This is a genomic window from Govania unica, from assembly GCF_027920805.1.
Classification (GTDB): Bacteria; Pseudomonadota; Alphaproteobacteria; order Sphingomonadales; family Govanellaceae; genus Govanella; species Govanella unica.
In genome coordinates, this window is the sequence record NZ_JANWOI010000005.1 from 1 (window position 1) to 18,809 (window position 18,809).

Genomic DNA, 18,809 nt, shown 5'->3' on the forward strand with positions numbered 1-18,809 from the left:
GCCGCTCCGCCCAGCAGCAAGGCCAGCGGGACGAGAAAGATCAGACTGCTCATTCAGCGCTTCCAGTTTATGGTTGGTGCGGACATAGCCGGAGCAAAATCAGCATCCCGGTGGAGGCGCTGTTTGCCTGCTTTTAGACGGAGTGCATTGGCGACCACGATGATTGAGGAGGATGACGTCGAACGCAACCTTTTTGCGGGCGATTAACGATTACGCGCTTGCGAAGCGTGGCTCTTCAGAAGGCTGTTTGGCTGCTCATCTCTCCTGGCGGCGGTTCACTCGACAAAATCGAGCTGCTGCATAGGCCGGGTAGTAATTTATCGGAGGTTGGATATGGCAATAAGAATCGGACGATATACCGTCTTCATATTGCTTCTTGGCGCGCTGATCAGCACGCTTGCGCTTGGGCCAATATCCCGCCGAAGCGCAATCGCAAGGGTAATTTCGCTTTCAGCTCCTAGGTCTATCGCCAGCGTAATCTGGTCGAGTGCTTCTTCAACAAGCTCAAGCTGTTCAGAGCCATCGCCACTCACTACGACGAGGATCCGCTCAACTTCCTCCCCGCTATCAAGCTTGCTTCAGTGCGCATCTGGCTTAGATTTTATGAGTCTGATGCCTAATACACATACAAGATTTGAGCGAGGAAGGCCCCATGCGGCCTGTTTCAATATCATGGCCGCCATAGGCAGCTTCCTGCCCATTGTCTCGCATCGGAGACAGCCTCTCGTAAATCCGTATTCTTTCCTAGATTGAACTGGCTATGATAGCCAAGGGATGGCTGCATGGAGACAGAAAAACATGGTGTGATATGGATATGCTGACACAGATCACAGAAAGGTTGAGATCCTGGCTATGCTATCCCGGCAGGACTACGACCACCCCCGCGGCAATCTTGGGTCCATACTCGTTCTGTTATAGACGCAAGATCAGGTTGACCTGACCGAGCTGATGGCCCTCATCGGCTGGCAGAAGAATACGGTACAGGCCGCATTATTCCCCGAGTTATGTGCGCGCCCTTGCCGCCGAATTGCAGGACATAGCTGCCAATCTGCGCAGGCGGCTTTATGGTACTCTAATTAGCTGATTATACTGGATATGCGTTCTTTGGATTTTAGCATTGGTGTTAGCGATGAATAATGATACTCGGTAAGATATATATTCTGGAATAGATCCTATATGGCGTTTGTCAGTGTCCCAGTCCCTCCAGTTCGAGGGACTGGGACAGCCTTATGGGGCGAGAAGATTTTACTGAATATGAGTGAGGATTTTTTGATCAGTTCGCTTTATATGTTTGACCCTGTTTATTGATTACGCCTTTATCGGGAAGTCTTTTACACTTTCTATGCCTTAAACGACTTGAGTACAGAGACATGCAATCAGTTTTGTCGCCGCGCGATGCCGCCAATCTGGTCGAGCCAGAACGGGTTCATCGCCGTCTTTATACCGATCCGGAAATCTTCAATCTGGAGATGCGGCATATTTTCCACAAAGCGTGGAATTTTGTCGGTCATGAAAGCCAGGTCCGAGAGCCGGGTGATTTCTTCACGACAACAATCGCTGGGCAGCCGGTGGTTATGGTGCGTCAGCCGGATCAGTCGATCCAGGTGCTCTATAATCGATGCGGTCACCGCGGGGCGATTGTTGTTGCGGAAAAGTCTGGTAAAGCGCGCAATTTCAATTGCCTCTATCATGGCTGGGTGTTTGGCACCGACGGCACCTTGCTGTTTGTCCCGCTTGAAGAAGGCTATGAATGTTCATCCTTTGATAAATGCGATCCGCAATATGGTATGCGCAAGGTGCCTGCGGTGGCCAATCATCAGGGCTTTATTTTCGCCCGCCTGACCGCTGACGGGATGTCCCTGGACGAATTTCTCGGGGATATCCGGCAGCCGCTTGATCATCTGGTCGATCTGTCACCAGAGGGCAGCCTGACCGTAACCGGCGGACATTTCCGCACGGTTTACCCCTGCAACTGGAAGATCTATCTCGAAAATCTGCATGATGGGGTTCATGCGCGGTTTGTGCATCAGTCCTCGGTTTATGCCAGCCGCAAATTTGCCACTGAGGCGGAAAAGACCAATAGCCTGGTGCCGTTTTCGGTCGAAATCGTCAAAGCCAATGGCCAATCCTATAGCGCCCTTGATAATCTTGATGTCAGGGCGTTTCCAAATGGTCATAGCGACATGCGTGGGTTCCGCAAACCGATCGGCGATGATCCGGTGTTTGTACGCTATGCGGAACAACTGGCGGCGCGTCATGGGGCCGAACAGGCGCAGGAAATCCTGGGTCGCAATTGGCATAATATGTGTGTCTATCCCAATCTGTCGATTCATCCGGGCTTCCTGCAGCTGCGTGTCCTGACGCCTTTGGCTGTGGATCAGACCATGGTTGAGATCTGGAATTTGAAGCTGGATGGCGCCCCGGAAGAATTGCATCATCGCACGATCACCTATGCCAATACGGTTCATTCGCCGTCCTCAATTATCAAGCCGGATGACCTCGAAGCTTATAAACGAGTCCAGAGAGGCTTGGTCTCGGAAGGTTCGGATTGGGTCAGCAACCACCGTCGCTATGGCACAGACAATCAGGAAGATCAGGCCGACAGCGCTTTGAGCGAACATTTCATTCGCAATCAGTACAAAGCCTGGACGGGCTATATGAGACAGGGGTCGGAGGGATGACGGTCGTGTGGAGTGAGATTGAAGATCTCATTAATAATGAAGCTGAGTTTCTCGACAGCGGGCGTTATGAGGATTGGCTGGATCTTTATGCTGAGGGTGGCGTTTATTGGGTGCCACGGTCACATGCACAAAGTGATCCGCTCAATGAGATTTCCTTGTTCTATGAAGGCCGGGCTTTGCTTGAGATGCGGATCAATCGATTGCAGCATCCCCATGCACATTCGGCGGCGGAGCCTTATCGGGTCAGTCATGTCATTGGCCGCGTGCGCAAAATCAGCGTCACTGAAGCCGGAAATGAAGCCCATGTGGAGGCGCGTTTCCACATACAGGAATATCATGAGGGGCGCGAGCGGCATTTCGCCGGAAAATACAGCCATCATTTGATCAAGGCGGATGGCGTCTGGAAGATCCGGCTGAAGCGCGTCGATCTGGTTAATTGCGACGCGACATTCGAGCCGATCGAAGTTCCGCTCTGAATATGACTATGCCGATTTAGCCCGCTGCAGTCTGAGTGCAGTGGGCTAAAAAGGCAGACAAGCCCTGCGTCTGGTATTTTGTCTTGTGCAACACCAGATACAGTTGGCGTTCAAGCTTCAGAAAGGGCGTAGGCAGGCAGACCATTTTGCCCAGCTCAACCGCTTCCTGAACAGCAATACAGGGCAGGCAGGAAATGCCCAGGCCGCTTTCAACCGCGCGCTTGATGGCCTCTGTGCCGCCAAACTCCATTACAACCCCGATCGGGCCGAGTTGTTCCGCCAGCAGGCTGTCGGTGACTTCGCGCGTGCCGGAACCGGGTTCGCGCAGAATCCAGTTGCTCTCGATCAGATCCTTGGGAGTGATGACAGTCTTTTTGGCCAGGGGATGGTTGATCCCGGCGCAGATTGCCAATCGATCTTCTCTCCAGAGAGTCGCTTTGACATCCTTGGCGTGACAGGGACCTTCGACGAAACCAATGTCGATCTCATGGCGGTTGACGGCGGAGATGGTGGACAGCGTGTTGGCGACATCCAGATTGATGCGGCTGCCGGGGTGAGCGGTGATATAGCTGCTGATAATCTGTGGCAGCAGGTAATTGCCGATCGTCGAGCTGGCTCCGAGCCGCAGATCGGTCACAGTGCTGCGAGTGCCCGCCGAGTTTTCAAGCTCCCGGGCGCGGTTCAACAGCTCCATGGTTTTCGGATAAAGCGCGCGGCCATTTTCATTGAGAACGAGTTTCTTGGAAATGCGATCGAACAAAAGTGTATCGAGATTACGTTCGAGTTCACCCAAGGCCATGCTGGCCGCCGATTGGGTCAGGCCAACTTTATCAGCTGCTTCGGTAACTGTTCCGGCTTGGGCGATGGCAACGAAAATCTCAAGCTGCCGCAGTGTGGTTCTGAGCATTGGTGATCGTTTATCCTGATGAAGACCATCAGTATTACTAGTTTAACTTAAGACGAAACACCACGTAATTTTACACATATTCATAGCTAATTGATGAAGCCGCTTTTTGAGATCGTGGCGCGCTATTGATGAGAAAGGATGAATGTGGGGTTTCTGCTTGTCGCCGCTATTGCGATGTTTTCTTTCTGGCTGGTGGACGGGCCGATTATCGACTGGGGGTTAAGTCCTTTGACGGTGGCCATTCTGGTGGGCATCGCAGTTGGGAACAGTGTCTATCCTGTGATGGCGCGGCGCAGTGCTTATGGCGTTCATATAGCCAAAAGCTTATTTCTGCGTGCCGGCATCGTGCTTTATGGTTTTCACATCACGCTGCAGGAGATGGTGACCGTTGGCTGGGGCGGGTTTCTGATCAATCTGCTGATGATCAGCTGCACTTTCTTTCTGGCGATCAGATTGGGCCGCTATCTCGGGCTTGATCGACACACTGCGATGTTGATTGGTGCCGGAAGTTCGATCTGCGGCGCTGCCGCAGTTCTTGCCACAGACACGGTTGTCCGCAGCCAGCCCGGCAAGACCGCGGTGGCGGTGGCGACCGTTGTTGTTTTCGGCACCATCTCCATGCTCCTTTATCCCTTGCTGCACCCCTATCTTGGCATGACAGACGTCGCTTTCGGCATTTTTGCCGGATCGACCATTCATGAAATGGCCCAGGTTATCGGGGCGGGTGTTGCGGTCAGCGCCGATGCTACCAATGCGGCGGTGGTTGAAAAAATGATGCGCGTCATGATGCTGGCGCCGTTTCTATTTTTGTTGGGGCGCGGCGAGGCCGTGATGCAGGAGGGAGACGGCCGCTCAGAAAAACCCTTTATTCCGTGGTTCGCTCTTTTGTTCATCCTTGTCTGCTTGCTTAATTCGACCGGAATACTCCCTTCGACCTGGGTTGAAAAACTTGTGGCTGTTGATATGGCTTTATTGGCCATGGCCATGGCAGCTTTGGGGATCTCTACGCAGTTCTCCGCATTTCGTGAGGCAGGGATACGTCCCATCCTGCTGGCGGGGGGACTGTTTCTGTTTCTGATTGTCGGCGGTTACGGCATAAATCGCAGCATAGGATTCTTATTGGGGTGATGCCAAGCACCCTGTCACCAAGACTTCGACCCGTTTTTGGCAAATAAATCTTGAATGAAACGCATAAATCTCTATTCCACATATCAACGAAACGTCCGGAGGAAAAAAATGAATAAATCAATTCTCTTGCCACGTGCGCGATACGGAAGCTTTTTATCAGTGACCATGGTGTCGGCAGTGGCCTTATTGTCCGCTCCGGCTTTTGCCCAGCAAGCAGCGCCGCAAGCTGCGGACGGTATCTCGGCAAAGCATGGCTTTGAAGAGATTGTTGTCACCGCTCAGCGCCGTGCACAATCCTTGCAGGATGTGCCGATCAGCATTTCTGCCTTCACTGCCGAAGCTCTGGCCCGGTCCAATGTGACGGAAGCCAAGGACTATCTGCAGTTCTCCTCGAACGTGACCTTTACTGAGGACGGTGCCACTGGCCCGCGCAGCATCGGGATCGCCATTCGTGGTGTAGGCAATGTGACCTCGACCGATTTGGTTACGACCGGTAACGGTATTGGGTTTTATATTGATGAACTGAGCGTCGGCTCGGTGGCCAATGGAACCATCAATCCACAGCTTCAGGATATGGAGCGCATTGAAGTTCTGCGCGGTCCACAAGGTACCTACTTTGGCCGCAATGCCCTTGGTGGTGCTGTCAATATCACGACCAAGAAACCAGATGAAAATCTCTATGGTGAGATGTCGGCCAGGTATGGTCGTTTCAATACCTGGGATATCCAGGGTGTGGCCAATCTTCCAGTGACCGATAACTTCTTCCTGCGCGCCGCGGTGGCCCATGAAGAAAGTGACGGGATGATCAAGAACGTCAATCCGCTCGGCACGCCTGACAGTGGTTATAAAAATAACAATGCGCGTCTGTCCGCGCGCTTGATCCCGTCGGACCGTCTGACGTTGGATTTGTCGGTGACTTATACCAAGGAAAAAGCCGGCCTTGATAACACGGTGCCATCCGGTGTGATCGATGGGGATACCAAGACCACTCTGGGCATGCCCAACATGAAGGCTTATTCAGAAGGTATTGGTTTCTACCCGCAGAACCAGCGCTATGTGAATCACAATGCTCCGGAATTCAACAATAATGAATTCGTCATTGTGAATGGTCGCATCAATTATACTGCGGACAGTTTCGCGGTTAGCTCGATTACGGGTTATATCTATAGCCATAACGAGCGCATGTTCGATCAGGACAATATCAGCGCTGATATCTTTAATCGTGCAGTTGACGGCACCACCAATTCCTTCAGCCAGGAATTGCGGGTGCAGTCGGTCGGCAGTGGCCCGTTCGAATGGACCTTTGGCGGCATCGCTGCCGAAGATAAACTGCGCCAATATTCGAATGTGTATGTCGGGAGCCAGACCACCTATACTGATCCCGCAACCGGGATCACCACCCGGTTCCTGCCGCCCTTCATGTTCGACGGTTTCCCGCTCAATCTGCGCAACCGCACCAATGAAATCCAAAGCTATGGTCTGTTTGCGGAAGGCACCTATCATTTCAACGAAGCCTGGTCGCTGACCTTAGGTGCTCGGTATACGCATGACAAGGTAACCAGCGGTCAGCATGGCGTTCTCGCGTCGAATAAGCCGATCCCGGACGCTTCGGGCAAAGCAAGCTTTAATGATTTCTCGCCGCGCGCGGTGCTGAAATATAACGTCAATCCGGACTTGACCACCTATCTGTCGGCGTCACGCGGCTATAAGGCTGGCGGTGTTGATATCAACCGCAGTGTCGTCAATGCCTTTGATCCGGAAAAGTTGTGGAACTATGAAGCCGGGTTCAAATCGACCCTGGCCGATGGGCGGGTGCGGTTGAATGCTTCGGCCTTTTATCTGCAATGGAAAGACATTCAGGTCATCACGGCCTTTATTGCTGACCCGAACGATATCAGTTCCAGCACCCAGATGACCCTGAATGCTTCCGAAGCGACAGCCAAAGGGTTTGAGCTTGGCCTTGAAACCTTGGTCACAGATGGTCTGCAGGTCGGCGTGGACGTGGGTTATCTCGATGCCAAATTCGGCAGCTTCCCGGATGCGATCGTATTCGGTGGCGGGCGGTTTGACCTGAGCGGGAAACGCATGCCCAAATCGCCGACATGGAATCTGAGCGGCAATATTCAATATACCGCTCCGATTACGGATGGCATTGACGGTTTCGTTCGCGCCGAAGGGATTTACCGCAGCGCGATTGCCGGCAATCTCGAAGCGGTTGCTGCACCTCTCGGGGGCCTGCCCAGCTTCCCTTATCAGTCTCCGTCCTACACGCTGGTCAATCTGCGGGCTGGGATTGATACCGAGCGGTTCAGCGTTCAGGGTTATGTCGAAAACCTGTTCAAGAAAGACTATTTCAACGGGACCTTCGACCATTTCGGCTTGAGCGGCATTCGCCTGCAGCCACATCCACGGGTTTGGGGGCTGCGTCTGACCTACCGCACCCAGTAACGTGACCAATCCGGCGTGAAGGATGTCCCTTCACGCCGGATTTATCTTTCCAGCCAGGGACGACAGAGGAATTGCGTATGCAGGGTGACAGATCTCGCGGAGCTGGAGAGCGGCCCCAGGCCGCCAAGCCGTTGTTTTATGGCTGGTGGGTGGTGGTAGCCTGCATCTTTGGCGCAGCCTTCAGCCCGGCGACCCTGGTCAATGTGCCCTTCAGCCTGTTCATCACCGAACTTGAAGGCGAATTTGGCTGGAGCCGCTCCGAGATCAGCCTGGCGCTGACGATCTTCATTATTTGCCTGGTCGCGGTGCTCCCGGTGCTTGGGCGCGTCATTGATTATTTTGGCGTGCGCAAGACCGCGGTGGTGTCGATTTTTCTCTATGCCAGCGCGCTGATGTCCTTGTCCTTTCTCACATCTTCGATTCTGCATTTTTATCTGGCCTTTGCCGCGATCTCGATTCTTGGGGTGGGCGCGCAAAGCCTAACCTATATCAAAGTGCTGTCGGCCTGGTTCAATCGCCGTCGGGGATTGGTGATCGGGATCTGTATGGCCGGTTATGGCATCGGGTATATTCTGGTGCCGATCCTCACAAAATTTCTCATTGATGGCTATGGTTGGCGGATGGCCTATATGGGGCTGGGTTTGCTGGCCCTGTGCGGGCCGTTGCCGATTGTTTTCTTCCTGATCCGCAATACGCCGCAGGATATGGGATTGACGGTGGATGGTGACGCCCATAATCCGACCGCCAATGCGATCCTGCAGGATGGCAAGACCTTTGCCGAAGCCATGCGCACGCGGGAATTCTGGGTACTAGCGGCAACTTTTATTCTGGTGTCTTTTTCCCTCAACGGCATCCAGTCGCAGATTGTGCCACTGCTGCAAGGCAAGGGTCTGAGCGCGGATCATGCCATGTTGATGTTGGCGGCGATCGGGGTCGGATCTTTCCCCGGCCGGGTGCTTGCGGGCTATCTGATGGATAAGATCTTTGCCCCCTATGTGATCATGGTGTTCTATGCCCTGTCGATTGTCGGCATTCTGTTCCTGATCAGTGGCGGTCCCACCTTTGTGATCTTCCTGTGTGCGGTGGCGGTCGGGCTTAGCCTTGGGGCGGAGAATGATGCGCTTGGTTATTTGACCGGTCGCTATTTCGGTTTGAAATCCTTTGGTCAGATCTATAGCGTTCTGCTCGGGTCCTATCTGCTCGGGGCTGCGGCCGGGCCATATTTCATGGCACGAGCTTATGACAACGTGGGGTCTTATGACCAGGTGCTGGCCGTAGGCATTGGCGCTGTTGTACTGTCCTGCCTGCTGTTGTTTTTCCTGCGCCCCTATCAGAGAGCCTGATCGAAATGAAACATTGGATCGAAGATATCGCCAAGGCCGGTGATCTGCTGCAGGTCAGCCGTAAGGTCGATCCGCGCCATGAGCTTGCGGCGGTGGTCAAGGCGATCCAGAAAGATGGCGAGAAGGCGGTGCGCTTTGCCAGGGTCGCCGGCAGCCAGATGCCGGTGGTCTCCAACCTCTATGGCAGTCACAAACGTCTGTGTGATCTGATCCAGGCGCCCGAGGACGGGTTTTGTAAAACCTGGACCGATCTGACCGCTAACGCCGCGCGCGACTGGCGCGACTGTGTGGAGATTATCGACCGCCCCCAGGGGCTCACCCATGGCAAGATGAGCGATCTGCCGCAGATCACCTATCACGGCAAGGACGCCGGGCCCTATGTGACCTCGGCCATCTATATCTCGAAGGAACCGGACAGCGGGGTGCCCAATCTGTCATTCCACCGGTCGATGATGGTCAGTGATGATGAATTGCGCATCCGTCTTGGCTCAAGCCACGACATGGCGCGCTTTCAGGCCAAAGCGGAAGGCCGCGATGAACCGCTTGAAGCCGCCCTGCTGATCGGGGTGGCGCCAGAGATCTTTCTGTCTGCCTGTTCGTCGCCGCCTTATAATGTGAGCGAGCTTGGACTTGCGGTCGGCATCACCGGCCAAGCGGTGCGGATGTATCCGGCGCGCCACATTGATATGCTGATCCCGGAAACCACGCAGATTGTCGTTGAAGGACGGATCATCCCCAACGTCCGCCGGCCCGAAGGCCCGTTCGGTGAATTCATGGGCAATTATGTGCCGGTGGGGGACAATCACGTCTTTGAAGTGCTGGATGTTTATTGGCAACCGGATGCGATCTTCCATGCGCTGCTGTGCGGCTCGCCGGAGGATCTGCGGCCGCTCGAAGCGGTTACGGCTGCGCGGATTTATAAACATATCACAAGCGTTGTCCCAGGGGTTCTGGACGTGTCCTGCCGCCCCAATGTCATGATCACCATCATCCGTATTGATAAACAATATGAAGGCCACGGTCAGCATGTCCTGCTGGCGGCGCTGGGTTCACATCTTGATTATAACAAGGTCTGTATCGTCGTTGATAAAGACGTCGATATTTATGATCTGGATGATGTGATGTGGGCTTATCTGACCCGGGGGCGCGCCGATACCCGGGCTCAGGTGCTGCGCGATATTCCAGGCTTCTACCGCGATCCGCAGAAAGATCATTGGGGCCGACTGATCATTGACGCCACCATGCCCTGGGGTCGTGAAGAAGAATTTCAGCGCAAGACAATCCCCGGCGAAGAGAGCATCGATCTTGCAGCCTATCTCGATGGGACGTGAGGCCTGATTGGCGTTAGTGGTCCGAGTTGAAAACAGCCATTTGCCATTTTGTTTGATGATCACGTCATCATGTTGGCCGCGTGTGTTGCTCTGCCCCAAGAAACTGGACCGTTTTTAATTGGGTTTTCCGCGCTAATTTCTCGGCGGGAAATAGAAGCGGAAGTGATGGAAACATTGCAGTTTTCAGACATCCAGAAGGCGTTCATGTTGAAGCAGGGTAATGATGGGGTCCCTGTCGCGGAGATTCGCCGGAAGCTCTAGGGCTTGCCCTTGCGCATGGATAATCTGAGCAGGCGGCTCACCCAGGTGGCAGTCTATCGTATGACCATCTGTAAGGTTCCACATCCCGATTATCTGCTGCGGCGTCTTCGTGGCGCGGCGGACCCGTTGCTGGTTAAGTGGGTAATGCGACCTTTTCGGATATCTTCTATCAAAACTTGCAATTGTCATGATAATGGGTCAGAGTTTTTTCACGGGGCGGAATATTCTAAAGGCAGAAGAATCAATCTCCCTCTATGGCGGTCAGTAGTCATAGCAGTATTGTCGCCCGTTTAGGAGCGGCCGCACAATCGATACGAGATTCGATTTTATGACTAGTCTTCGGGGAACGATCGCGCGGGCAGCCTTTTAGTTAAAATGTTGGGATAAATATGTCAGGATCAAGGGGTGATCTTCTGTCGGGATTTTGGCGCCATGTCTTGTCATTTGGCGCATGACCGCCTCCCATTGCGGTGCGCTATAGTGTTTCCCGACAATGAATTTGGGGCTGTGACAGCCGTTGCATATTACAAGGAAACGATCTCGCCCGACGCCCTCAGGAAATTCTTCGAAAGTTGCACTGAGGGGTGGGGCGTTGCGCCCTTCAGACGAAATCGCCGATTTAGCTGGCAAGGTGGGCGCTGAAATGGCTCCTGCCGCTTTACAGCCCACCAACGCCATCGACGTGACGGCGGCCACTAAACAAGATAAAAGCTCCCGGCTGCGACGATCCGTTGTTTGGATGGTCTGCGTGTTCTTATTCCCTAGTGCGAGTCTTGGATATTGAAAGGTGATCCCGACGACCCGAACTGGATTGTGACCGGTTTTCTCCCTCATGAAGCGGAGGTTCGTCGGTGGCTGCGCCGGATGACGCGAAAATTTGATGAGTCAGACATCATACAAGAGGCCTATTACCGGATATGGCGTCGCGGTGACGATGTATATGATGCACATATTGAATCACCACGCTCGTATTTTTTCTCGGTTGTCCGCAACATTTTTTTTGAACAGCTCCGCCGCGATCAAGTGGTGCAATTCTCTGAATTGGCGGAAAGCAATTTGCAGAAACTCCCCAGTGAGGAGGTTGGCGCTGACCGTTCCTATGCCGGGCAGCAACGGCTGGCGATGGTTCAATCGATCATAGACGAGCTACCGGAGCGGTGCCGGAATGTGATAAGGTTGCGAAAAATTGAAGGAAAGTCTCAGCGGGAAACTGCGAAACTGTTGAGGGTTAGCGAAAACGTGGTCGAGAAGGACGTGGCTCGCGCGTTGAGATATCTATTAAGGAGGATTGGTGAGCTGGAAGGTCCTGAGCGCCTGGAGGGGCAGGAATCGCATAGCGACAGACGACGGCATCGAGAACGAAGCTGATCGTCTTGCTGCCTCCTGGGTTGCACACCTAGATCGTCACGGTGGGGATGAGGACCAACATCCCCAGCTGAAGACTTGGCTCGAGGCCGACTCGCGGAATCGCGGAGCGTTCGTCCGGGCCTCGGCCGCTTGGCTGCTATTGGAGAACAACCCAAGGTTGTTTGGAGACTCGCGCCAGGAGGTTGGCCCGGTTCCGTCGAACCTTGTTAGTCGTCGCGCTGTAATGGGCGGACTGTCTGCGGCTGCCTTGATCCTGACCACTTTTGCTCTGGTCGGCAGGCCTACAAAAACGATGGCTTATTCGACAACGGTTGGAGAGGTCCGGCGATATCGCCTCCCTGACGGTACCATGATGACGCTCGATACGGATAGCCGGGTCGAGACGCTCATCGAGCCGTCCCGACGTGAGGTAAAGGTTGTTGCCGGTGGCGCGTTTTTTGAGGTGGACCCGCATTCAACAGCGTCGTTTCTTGTCACGGACGCGGAATTTCGCGTGCAAGCCGCCGCAGCGTCCTTTTTCATCAGTACAGCGCCGGAACATCGGGTGTTCGTGACGTCAGGGCATGTTGATCTCGGGCGCGTTTCACAGGGGAACAACGATGCTTATCGTCTTGAGCGCGGTAAGCTTGCGTCGCTTGGACGCGATGGCACGACGCGTGTCTCAAAATTTTCGGATGACCTTATCGCACGAAATCTCGCTTGGCGTGAAGGCGGGATCAGTCTCGACGGTGAGACGGTCTTAGAGGCTGCCCAGCTCTTCAATCGCTATAACCGTCGGCAGATCTCAGTTGCCGACGTGGGCTTGGCCAATGAGGAAATCGTAGGCTGGTTCGATATCGACCAGCCTGAAACGTTTGCACAGGCTGTCGCGTCAGCGTTCAATGGCGCCGTTCTGGACCGAGAAAATTTGCTTCAGATTGTGCCGCGCAAAAAATAAATAAATTAAAACGGCGGAAATTTCGCACTGGATCATCTTCCTTACTAAGCGGCCATTGAAACGAAGGTCGTTCTAGGGGGGAATATGGGAAAAATTCAATTTTTGCCGGGAATTTTAGTGCCGATATTGGCATTTTCCGGCGCATTGGCAGCTGAATCAAAGATCGTACAGTTTGACGTCGACGCGCAGTCGGCCTCGTCTGGCATACGTGAGTTTGCTCAGCAAGCGGGCGTGCCGATCCTGGCGCCGTCCGAGGTGGTCTCCGATAAAAGAATTAATGCAGTGGGCGGCACGATGGAAGTCGAGCAGGCACTGAAACTCATGCTGCGAGGCACGAAGATCAACTATAAGGTCGATCGGGGGGCAATAATCCTCAGTCAGCTCGATCAGTCGATTGGCACAGCGGCCCTGCCATTTCCTGTCGCCATGCAGGCAGAGGCTGACAACAGACTGTCCGCGCCCGCAGCCACACGGGAGCCAGAAGTCGAAATCGTCGTGACCGGCAGTAGGGTCGCGCGGAATGGCTTCGAGGCACCGACGCCGATGACAGTACTTACAGCCGAAGAAATGAGTTTGAGCGCTTCTCCGAACGTCGCGGATGCGTTGAATAAATTGCCAATACTGCGTCCCAGTCTGACGGCGAGCAGCACGACCAGCAACTCGAACTATTCGGGTGGCAATTATCTCGATCTGCGCGGCCTGGGGGCTAATCGCACGCTGGTTCTGGTCGATGGCAAGCGCTTTGTTTCGTCCATAGTTGAGGGGCCAACCGACATCAACGTTATCCCGCAGGCGCTGATTGCGGGTGTCGATGTCGTTACGGGCGGTGCATCGGCGGCTTATGGGTCGGATGCGGTCGGGGGTGTCGTCAACCTCAGGCTCGACCATAACCTCGAAGGTGTGCGGGCGACGCTCCAAGGGGGGATCACCGATCACAATGATCACCGCAACTACCTTGCCTCCCTGGCGGTAGGACAGGGCTTTTCGGGTGGTCGCGGAAAATTGCTGCTTTCAGTAGAAGCGGCGCAGAATAGCGGCGTCTTTTCACTGTCGCGGCGAGACTGGGGCAGGGACCAGCGTGGCGCCATCGCCAATCCAGCCTATACCGCGACCAATGACGAGCCGCGCAATCTTCTGGTAAATAATGCGCTGCGATCCAACACGAGCTATGGCGGCGTAATTAATTCCGGGCCTTTGAAGGGTATTCAGTTTGCCCCGGACGGCTCCGCTATTCCCTTCCAATATGGGGACCTGGTCACTTCGCGGACGATGATGGGAGGAGACGGTGCTTATGCCGATATAAACTCGATCATTGAGACGCCGACGAAACGGCGCAGCGGCTACGGCCGTCTGTCGTACGAACTCAGTGATTCCTTGTCGGCATATGCGGAAGGTTCCTGGGCGCAGGCCGATACAACGACGTTGAGCACGACGCGTGAAGATACGTCGATACGGGTCACGCCAGATAATCCGTTTCTGCCGCAATCCGTACGTACGGCCATGGCACAACAGGGTCTCGGCTCGGTAACCGTCGGCAGATACAACCGTGACTACGGCACGGGCACCTATTATCTCCGCAATAAGACGGTCCGCGGAGTTCTGGGCCTTGAAGGCGAGATCGGCGGCTGGAACTGGGACGCTTATTACACGCATGGCGATACGAAAAACAGCCGTGCCGGCAGGAATATCCGGAACAACGAACATTACGCTTTTGCCGTTGATGCGACGACCGATCCGCTGACCGGAGCGGCTGTCTGCCGTAACGTAGGGGCAAGGGCGGCCGGGTGCATTCCACTCAACATCTTTGGTGATGGTGCGCCGTCGCCCCAGTCAATCGGCTATGTTACGGGTGACACCTCATGGCGTGTGGGCCACCTGACGCAGGATGCTGCCGCCCTGTCGGTGCGTGGTAAACCGCTGTCGCTCTGGGCCGGGCCACTATCGGTTGCCGGCGGCATCGAATATCGCCGGGATAGCGCGGTGGTGACGATGGATGAACTTACCGCAAACGGCATATTTGCGACGGGCACATCGGTGCCATGGGCGGGCCATGTCAATGTCAAGGAGGCTTTTGCGGAAGTCCTTGTGCCGTTGGCCGAGAACGTCAGCTGGGCGCAATCGCTCAACCTCGATCTCGCGGGGCGGCTCACGGATTACAGCACGTCGGGCACGGTCAATACCTGGAAGGTTGGCGGCAACTGGAACGTCAACGACGTCCTTCGCTTCCGCACAACGTTATCGCGCGACATCCGGGCGCCTTCCTTGTCGGAACTCTATTCGGGGACGGTACAGGGTCGACAGGACGTTCTGGACCCAGTTCTGAACCGGACCTACCAGGTGTTGATTTCAACCAAAGGCAATGCGGGGCTTAAGCCCGAGATCGCGAATACGTTCACAGCGGGCGTGGTGTTCAGCAATCTTCTGATCCCCGGCTTCAGAGCATCAATCGATTATTATGATATCAAGGTGAAAGATGCGATCGCGGCCATTACTTTCCGCAGCATCGTCGACAGATGTTATCGTGATCAGCCGGCTTTATGCTCGCTTATCACGCGCGGTGCCAACACCGAGATCACCGATGTTCAGGCGTCTCCACAGAATCTTCAGTCGTTGAAGGCGCGTGGGATCGATTTTGAAGCGAGCTACACCGCCCACATTGGTGAGGGTTCTCTTTCGCTCCGCACGATCGTCAGCTATCTAAATCACATAAGCTATAATGACGGTTTGGTGGAAACGGTGTTGGACGGCAGTCTGCTGACGCCACTTGCAATCGGCGTCAATGGCCAACCCAAATGGCGCGCAATGGGGTCGGCCACCTACGAACTTAATCGGGCGACCTTCCATATGTCCACGCGCTACATCGGCGCGGCTAACATCAGTAACCTCTACACCGGCAAGGACTTGGACAAGCTTCGGGTTTCGCCGGTCGCCTATGTGGACCTTTCAGCGTCCTATGCCTTGATCGACGGCGACAAGACGACTGCCGAACTCTTCGTGGCGGTGCAGAATGCGTTCGACACCGCACCACCGGCCACTGACGGGGCACGGGGCACCGAGCCTGCCGTGTATGACCTCATCGGGCGAACCTACACGGCTGGCCTGCGGTTGAAATTCTGAGGCCAAATCTCGAGTGCTCCCGCGCGTTGTCAAAGCGCGGGAGCATTGAACTGCTAATCAGGGGACCGAAATGAACGGTTTGAATAAATTACTGTTGGCGTGTGCTGTTTTCGTGGCGGGCGCTCCGGCGCTGGCGGGAGAATATCTCGTCGTGGCCAACCGTGGTTCGCGGGATCTTTCGATTATAAGGCTTACGGACCATCATCTTGCGGCGACACTGCCAATTCACGAGACGGGCAAAGTGGATGATGTCGCGGCGATGCCCGACGGTTCGCTTCTGTTTGCCAATGTCCAGCTCGATCCCGATGAGACTCCGAACGCGAAGCCGAGGGGCGAGGTCCTCGCGTTCAGCAGTCGCACGGGTCAGAGAGCCTGGACGCAGAAAGTCGATGGCGTTCCTCATCACATGACGGTCTCGGCCGACGGCAAGCAATTGTTCGTGCCGCTGTTCGACAGACAGCGGATCGAGATCCTTGATACCGCCACCGGGGCGATCATCGGGTCTTTGTATGGGCGGCTGGGTATGCACACCACCGTATTGTCAAACGACGGCAAGACGCTTTATGCAGGGTCTATTTTTACCGGTCAGATCTATGCGTTCGATATCGCATCGCGTAAGTTGGTGCGGTCTTTGAGCCTGAGTAATGGCGAATTTGGCGGCATTGCTGTGCGGCCCTTTGCGGTTACGGCGGACGACGCCACCATATACGCTCAGCTATCCGGTCTGCACGGATTTGCCGTGCTCGACGTCGCCAAAAACAAAGTGAAAAAGCTTGTTCGCTACGGCGATCTTCCCGCAGATTTCGAATATCCTGATTATCCTTACAACGTAGATCACGGGCTGGAACTCTCACCCGATGGCAAAACGCTGGTCATGGTGTCAGAGAGTACGCGAAAGGTTTACGTCTATTCGGTCGATCCGCTCGTGCTGCGCAAAACCATTCCGGTAGGCAGGGTTTCCAAATGGGTGTCGTTCTCAGCGAGTGGCGATCACGCCTATGTGTCGAATTCCGGCGATAATGACATCAGTGTCATCTCGATGAAGTCGCTTGCCGAAGTTGCCCGGATCGCGACCGGCGGCGTCGGCGGCACGATCATGAGAGTGCTCGAAATCCCTGACGCAAACATCACTGAACTTGCAAAGGCAAAATAGGCGTAACCCGAAGAGGAATGGCATGACCCTTCGTCATGGAATACTGGTTGCAATCCTGATTGCCTTGACGATTTCGCCCGCCAACGCTCAGCCGACTGGCGAAGCGGAGTTTCGTGCGATCTACCGCGAGTTGGTCGAGACGAACACGACCCTGTCGTCGGGGAGTTGTACGCTGGCGGCCGAGCGCATGGCGGCGCGGCTCAAAGCGGCGGGATTTCGCGACGACGACCTTCATGTTCTGGTCGATCCGGGGCATCCCAAAGAAGGCAGCCTGGTTGCGATCCTCCCGGGTAGCGATCCCGATGCGAAGGCGATCTTGCTTCTCGCCCACATAGATGTGGTTGAGGCCAAGCGCGAGGATTGGCAGCGAGCCCCCTTCACATTGGTCGAGGAGGATGGCTATTTTTACGGACGCGGCACGAGCGACGATAAGGCTCAGGCGGCGGTCTGGGTCGACACGCTTGCTCGGTTCAAGCGTGAGGGGGTGAGGCACCAGCACACGCTCAAGATGGCACTAACCTGCGGCGAGGAGACCGTGTCCGGCTTCAATGGAGCTCAGGATCTCGCCACCAATCACCGCGACCTGATCGATGCCGAATTCGCGCTTAACGAAGGCGTCGGCGGGCTGCTCGACGAGAATGGCAGGCAGATCGTCCTTAATATTCAGGCCGGGGAAAAATTTCCGCAAGATTATCGGATCGAAGTCACCAATGCCGGCGGACACAGTTCCCGGCCGACAAAAGAAAATGCAATCTATCGGCTCGCAGATGCGCTGGTGAAGCTGCGAGCCTATGACTTTCCTATCCAGGTGAATGAGGTGACTCGCGGATATTTTGAAGCGATGGCTAAACTGCAGCCAGAAGGAGCAGGCGCGGCAATGGCGGCCTTCGCAGCCGATCCGGCCGATGCCGTGGCGGCCAAGATGATTGCCGAAACCAACCCGGCGTGGAACGCGCTGTTGCGGACCACCTGCGTCGCAACTCTGCTGGATGGCGGGCACGCGACGAACGCACTTCCGCAGCGCGCGACGGCCAATGTTAACTGCCGGATTCTTCCCGGCGTTTCTCCTGACCAAGTGCGCGAAACGATCCTGGCTGTGGTGGCGGATCCGCAGGTCACCGTGACGACGTTGAAGGCGCGGAGCGCGATCGCGCCGCAGCCGCTACTTACTGAACGGGTAATGGAGCCTGCGAGGATCGTCGCTGCGCGGGTATTTCCTAGCGTGCCATTCGTCCCGGTGATGGCGACCGGTGGCACTGATGCCGCATTCGTCACTCCGGCTGGTATCCCGACCTACGGCATCACCGGCTTTTTCGTGGGACCAGAAGGCAGCAATGCGCATGGTCTGAATGAACGGATGCGGGTCCGATCTTTGATGGACGGACGCAACTTCCTCTACGAACTGGTCAAGGCCTATGTCGGCGTGGTGCGAGATGAATGAAGCGCCTTGCCTGAATAAATTGGACGGTATTTGATCTTTCGTGGGCCTAAGATAGCAACATATTTTGTGTGGATCCTAGCGAGCAATCTGGAAGTGAAATAAATTTTATTATGGAATATGCCTCGTGTCATGCATTGGGGCGAATAACTCGTCAATTGAAGGGGGCGGGCAGCCTCGGCCACAGGATATTCGCCATATTAGCCTGTCAGCGGTGCAGT

The 18,809-nt window shown here is 55.0% G+C and carries 12 protein-coding genes and 1 pseudogene; 12 read left to right on the top strand and 1 reads right to left on the bottom strand.

Annotation, left to right across the window (positions count from 1 at the left end; all coding sequences use genetic code 11):
• Window positions 1–401: 401 nt before the first annotated feature.
• The 3 genes and pseudogenes from NYP16_RS13555 to NYP16_RS13565 form a co-directional block, all read left to right on the top strand.
• Window positions 402–620 (top strand): annotated as a pseudogene (locus NYP16_RS13555) (IS5/IS1182 family transposase); the annotation flags it as partial.
• A gap of 750 nt (window positions 621–1,370) precedes the next feature.
• Complete coding sequence (locus NYP16_RS13560) at window positions 1,371–2,681, top strand: aromatic ring-hydroxylating oxygenase subunit alpha (RefSeq protein ID WP_274944701.1); 1,311 nt, start codon at window positions 1,371–1,373, stop codon at window positions 2,679–2,681.
• The gene (locus tag NYP16_RS13565) at window positions 2,678–3,157 is read left to right on the top strand and encodes an aromatic-ring-hydroxylating dioxygenase subunit beta (protein ID WP_274944702.1); all 480 of its coding nucleotides are present in this window, start codon (window positions 2,678–2,680) and stop codon (window positions 3,155–3,157) included. Before NYP16_RS13560 ends, NYP16_RS13565 begins: the two co-directional genes overlap by 4 nt.
• Window positions 3,158–3,173: 16 nt before the next feature.
• Here NYP16_RS13565 and NYP16_RS13570 read toward each other — a convergent pair whose 3' ends face one another.
• Window positions 3,174–4,064, bottom strand: a complete 891-nt coding sequence (locus NYP16_RS13570; protein WP_274944703.1) for a LysR family transcriptional regulator — start codon at window positions 4,062–4,064, stop codon at window positions 3,174–3,176.
• Between the two features lie 138 nt (window positions 4,065–4,202).
• On the opposite strand from NYP16_RS13570, the gene NYP16_RS13575 reads away from it, so the two are divergent.
• The 9 genes from NYP16_RS13575 (at window position 4,203) to NYP16_RS13615 (ending at window position 18,591) form a co-directional block, all read left to right on the top strand.
• Window positions 4,203–5,192, top strand: coding sequence for a YeiH family protein (locus NYP16_RS13575; protein ID WP_429913160.1), 990 nt, complete (start codon window positions 4,203–4,205; stop codon window positions 5,190–5,192).
• A gap of 177 nt (window positions 5,193–5,369) precedes the next feature.
• The gene (locus NYP16_RS13580) at window positions 5,370–7,640 is read left to right on the top strand and encodes a TonB-dependent receptor (RefSeq protein WP_274944705.1); all 2,271 of its coding nucleotides are present in this window, start codon (window positions 5,370–5,372) and stop codon (window positions 7,638–7,640) included.
• Between the two features lie 77 nt (window positions 7,641–7,717).
• The gene (locus NYP16_RS13585) at window positions 7,718–8,983 is read left to right on the top strand and encodes an MFS transporter (protein WP_274944706.1); all 1,266 of its coding nucleotides are present in this window, start codon (window positions 7,718–7,720) and stop codon (window positions 8,981–8,983) included.
• Window positions 8,984–8,988: 5 nt separating this feature from the next.
• A complete protein-coding gene (locus NYP16_RS13590) occupies window positions 8,989–10,314 on the top strand; it encodes a UbiD family decarboxylase (protein ID WP_274944707.1) in 1,326 nt (441 codons plus the stop codon).
• 1,041 nt (window positions 10,315–11,355) lie between these two features.
• The gene (locus tag NYP16_RS13595; protein WP_274944708.1) at window positions 11,356–11,943 is read left to right on the top strand and encodes an RNA polymerase sigma factor; all 588 of its coding nucleotides are present in this window, start codon (window positions 11,356–11,358) and stop codon (window positions 11,941–11,943) included.
• A 292-nt stretch (window positions 11,944–12,235) separates the two neighbouring features.
• Entirely contained in the window at window positions 12,236–12,880 is a 645-nt protein-coding gene (locus NYP16_RS13600; protein WP_274944828.1) for a FecR family protein, read from the top strand.
• Between the two features lie 84 nt (window positions 12,881–12,964).
• Complete coding sequence (locus NYP16_RS13605) at window positions 12,965–15,997, top strand: TonB-dependent receptor (RefSeq protein ID WP_274944709.1); 3,033 nt, start codon at window positions 12,965–12,967, stop codon at window positions 15,995–15,997.
• 70 nt (window positions 15,998–16,067) lie between these two features.
• Complete coding sequence (locus NYP16_RS13610; RefSeq protein WP_274944710.1) at window positions 16,068–17,150, top strand: YncE family protein; 1,083 nt, start codon at window positions 16,068–16,070, stop codon at window positions 17,148–17,150.
• A gap of 22 nt (window positions 17,151–17,172) precedes the next feature.
• Window positions 17,173–18,591, top strand: a complete 1,419-nt coding sequence (locus NYP16_RS13615; protein ID WP_274944711.1) for a M20/M25/M40 family metallo-hydrolase — start codon at window positions 17,173–17,175, stop codon at window positions 18,589–18,591.
• Window positions 18,592–18,809: the final 218 nt, after the last annotated feature.

Coding starts and splice junctions, on each gene's coding strand:
- NYP16_RS13585 (WP_274944706.1), top strand. CDS start 7,718: ATGCAGGGTGACAGATCTCGCGGAGCTGGAGAGCGGCCCCAGGCCGCC.
- NYP16_RS13565 (WP_274944702.1), top strand. CDS start 2,678: ATGACGGTCGTGTGGAGTGAGATTGAAGATCTCATTAATAATGAAGCT.
- NYP16_RS13560 (WP_274944701.1), top strand. CDS start 1,371: ATGCAATCAGTTTTGTCGCCGCGCGATGCCGCCAATCTGGTCGAGCCA.
- NYP16_RS13610 (WP_274944710.1), top strand. CDS start 16,068: ATGAACGGTTTGAATAAATTACTGTTGGCGTGTGCTGTTTTCGTGGCG.
- NYP16_RS13605 (WP_274944709.1), top strand. CDS start 12,965: ATGGGAAAAATTCAATTTTTGCCGGGAATTTTAGTGCCGATATTGGCA.
- NYP16_RS13570 (WP_274944703.1), bottom strand. CDS start 4,064: ATGCTCAGAACCACACTGCGGCAGCTTGAGATTTTCGTTGCCATCGCC.
- NYP16_RS13615 (WP_274944711.1), top strand. CDS start 17,173: ATGACCCTTCGTCATGGAATACTGGTTGCAATCCTGATTGCCTTGACG.
- NYP16_RS13600 (WP_274944828.1), top strand. CDS start 12,236: ATGGCTTATTCGACAACGGTTGGAGAGGTCCGGCGATATCGCCTCCCT.
- NYP16_RS13590 (WP_274944707.1), top strand. CDS start 8,989: ATGAAACATTGGATCGAAGATATCGCCAAGGCCGGTGATCTGCTGCAG.
- NYP16_RS13575 (WP_429913160.1), top strand. CDS start 4,203: ATGAATGTGGGGTTTCTGCTTGTCGCCGCTATTGCGATGTTTTCTTTC.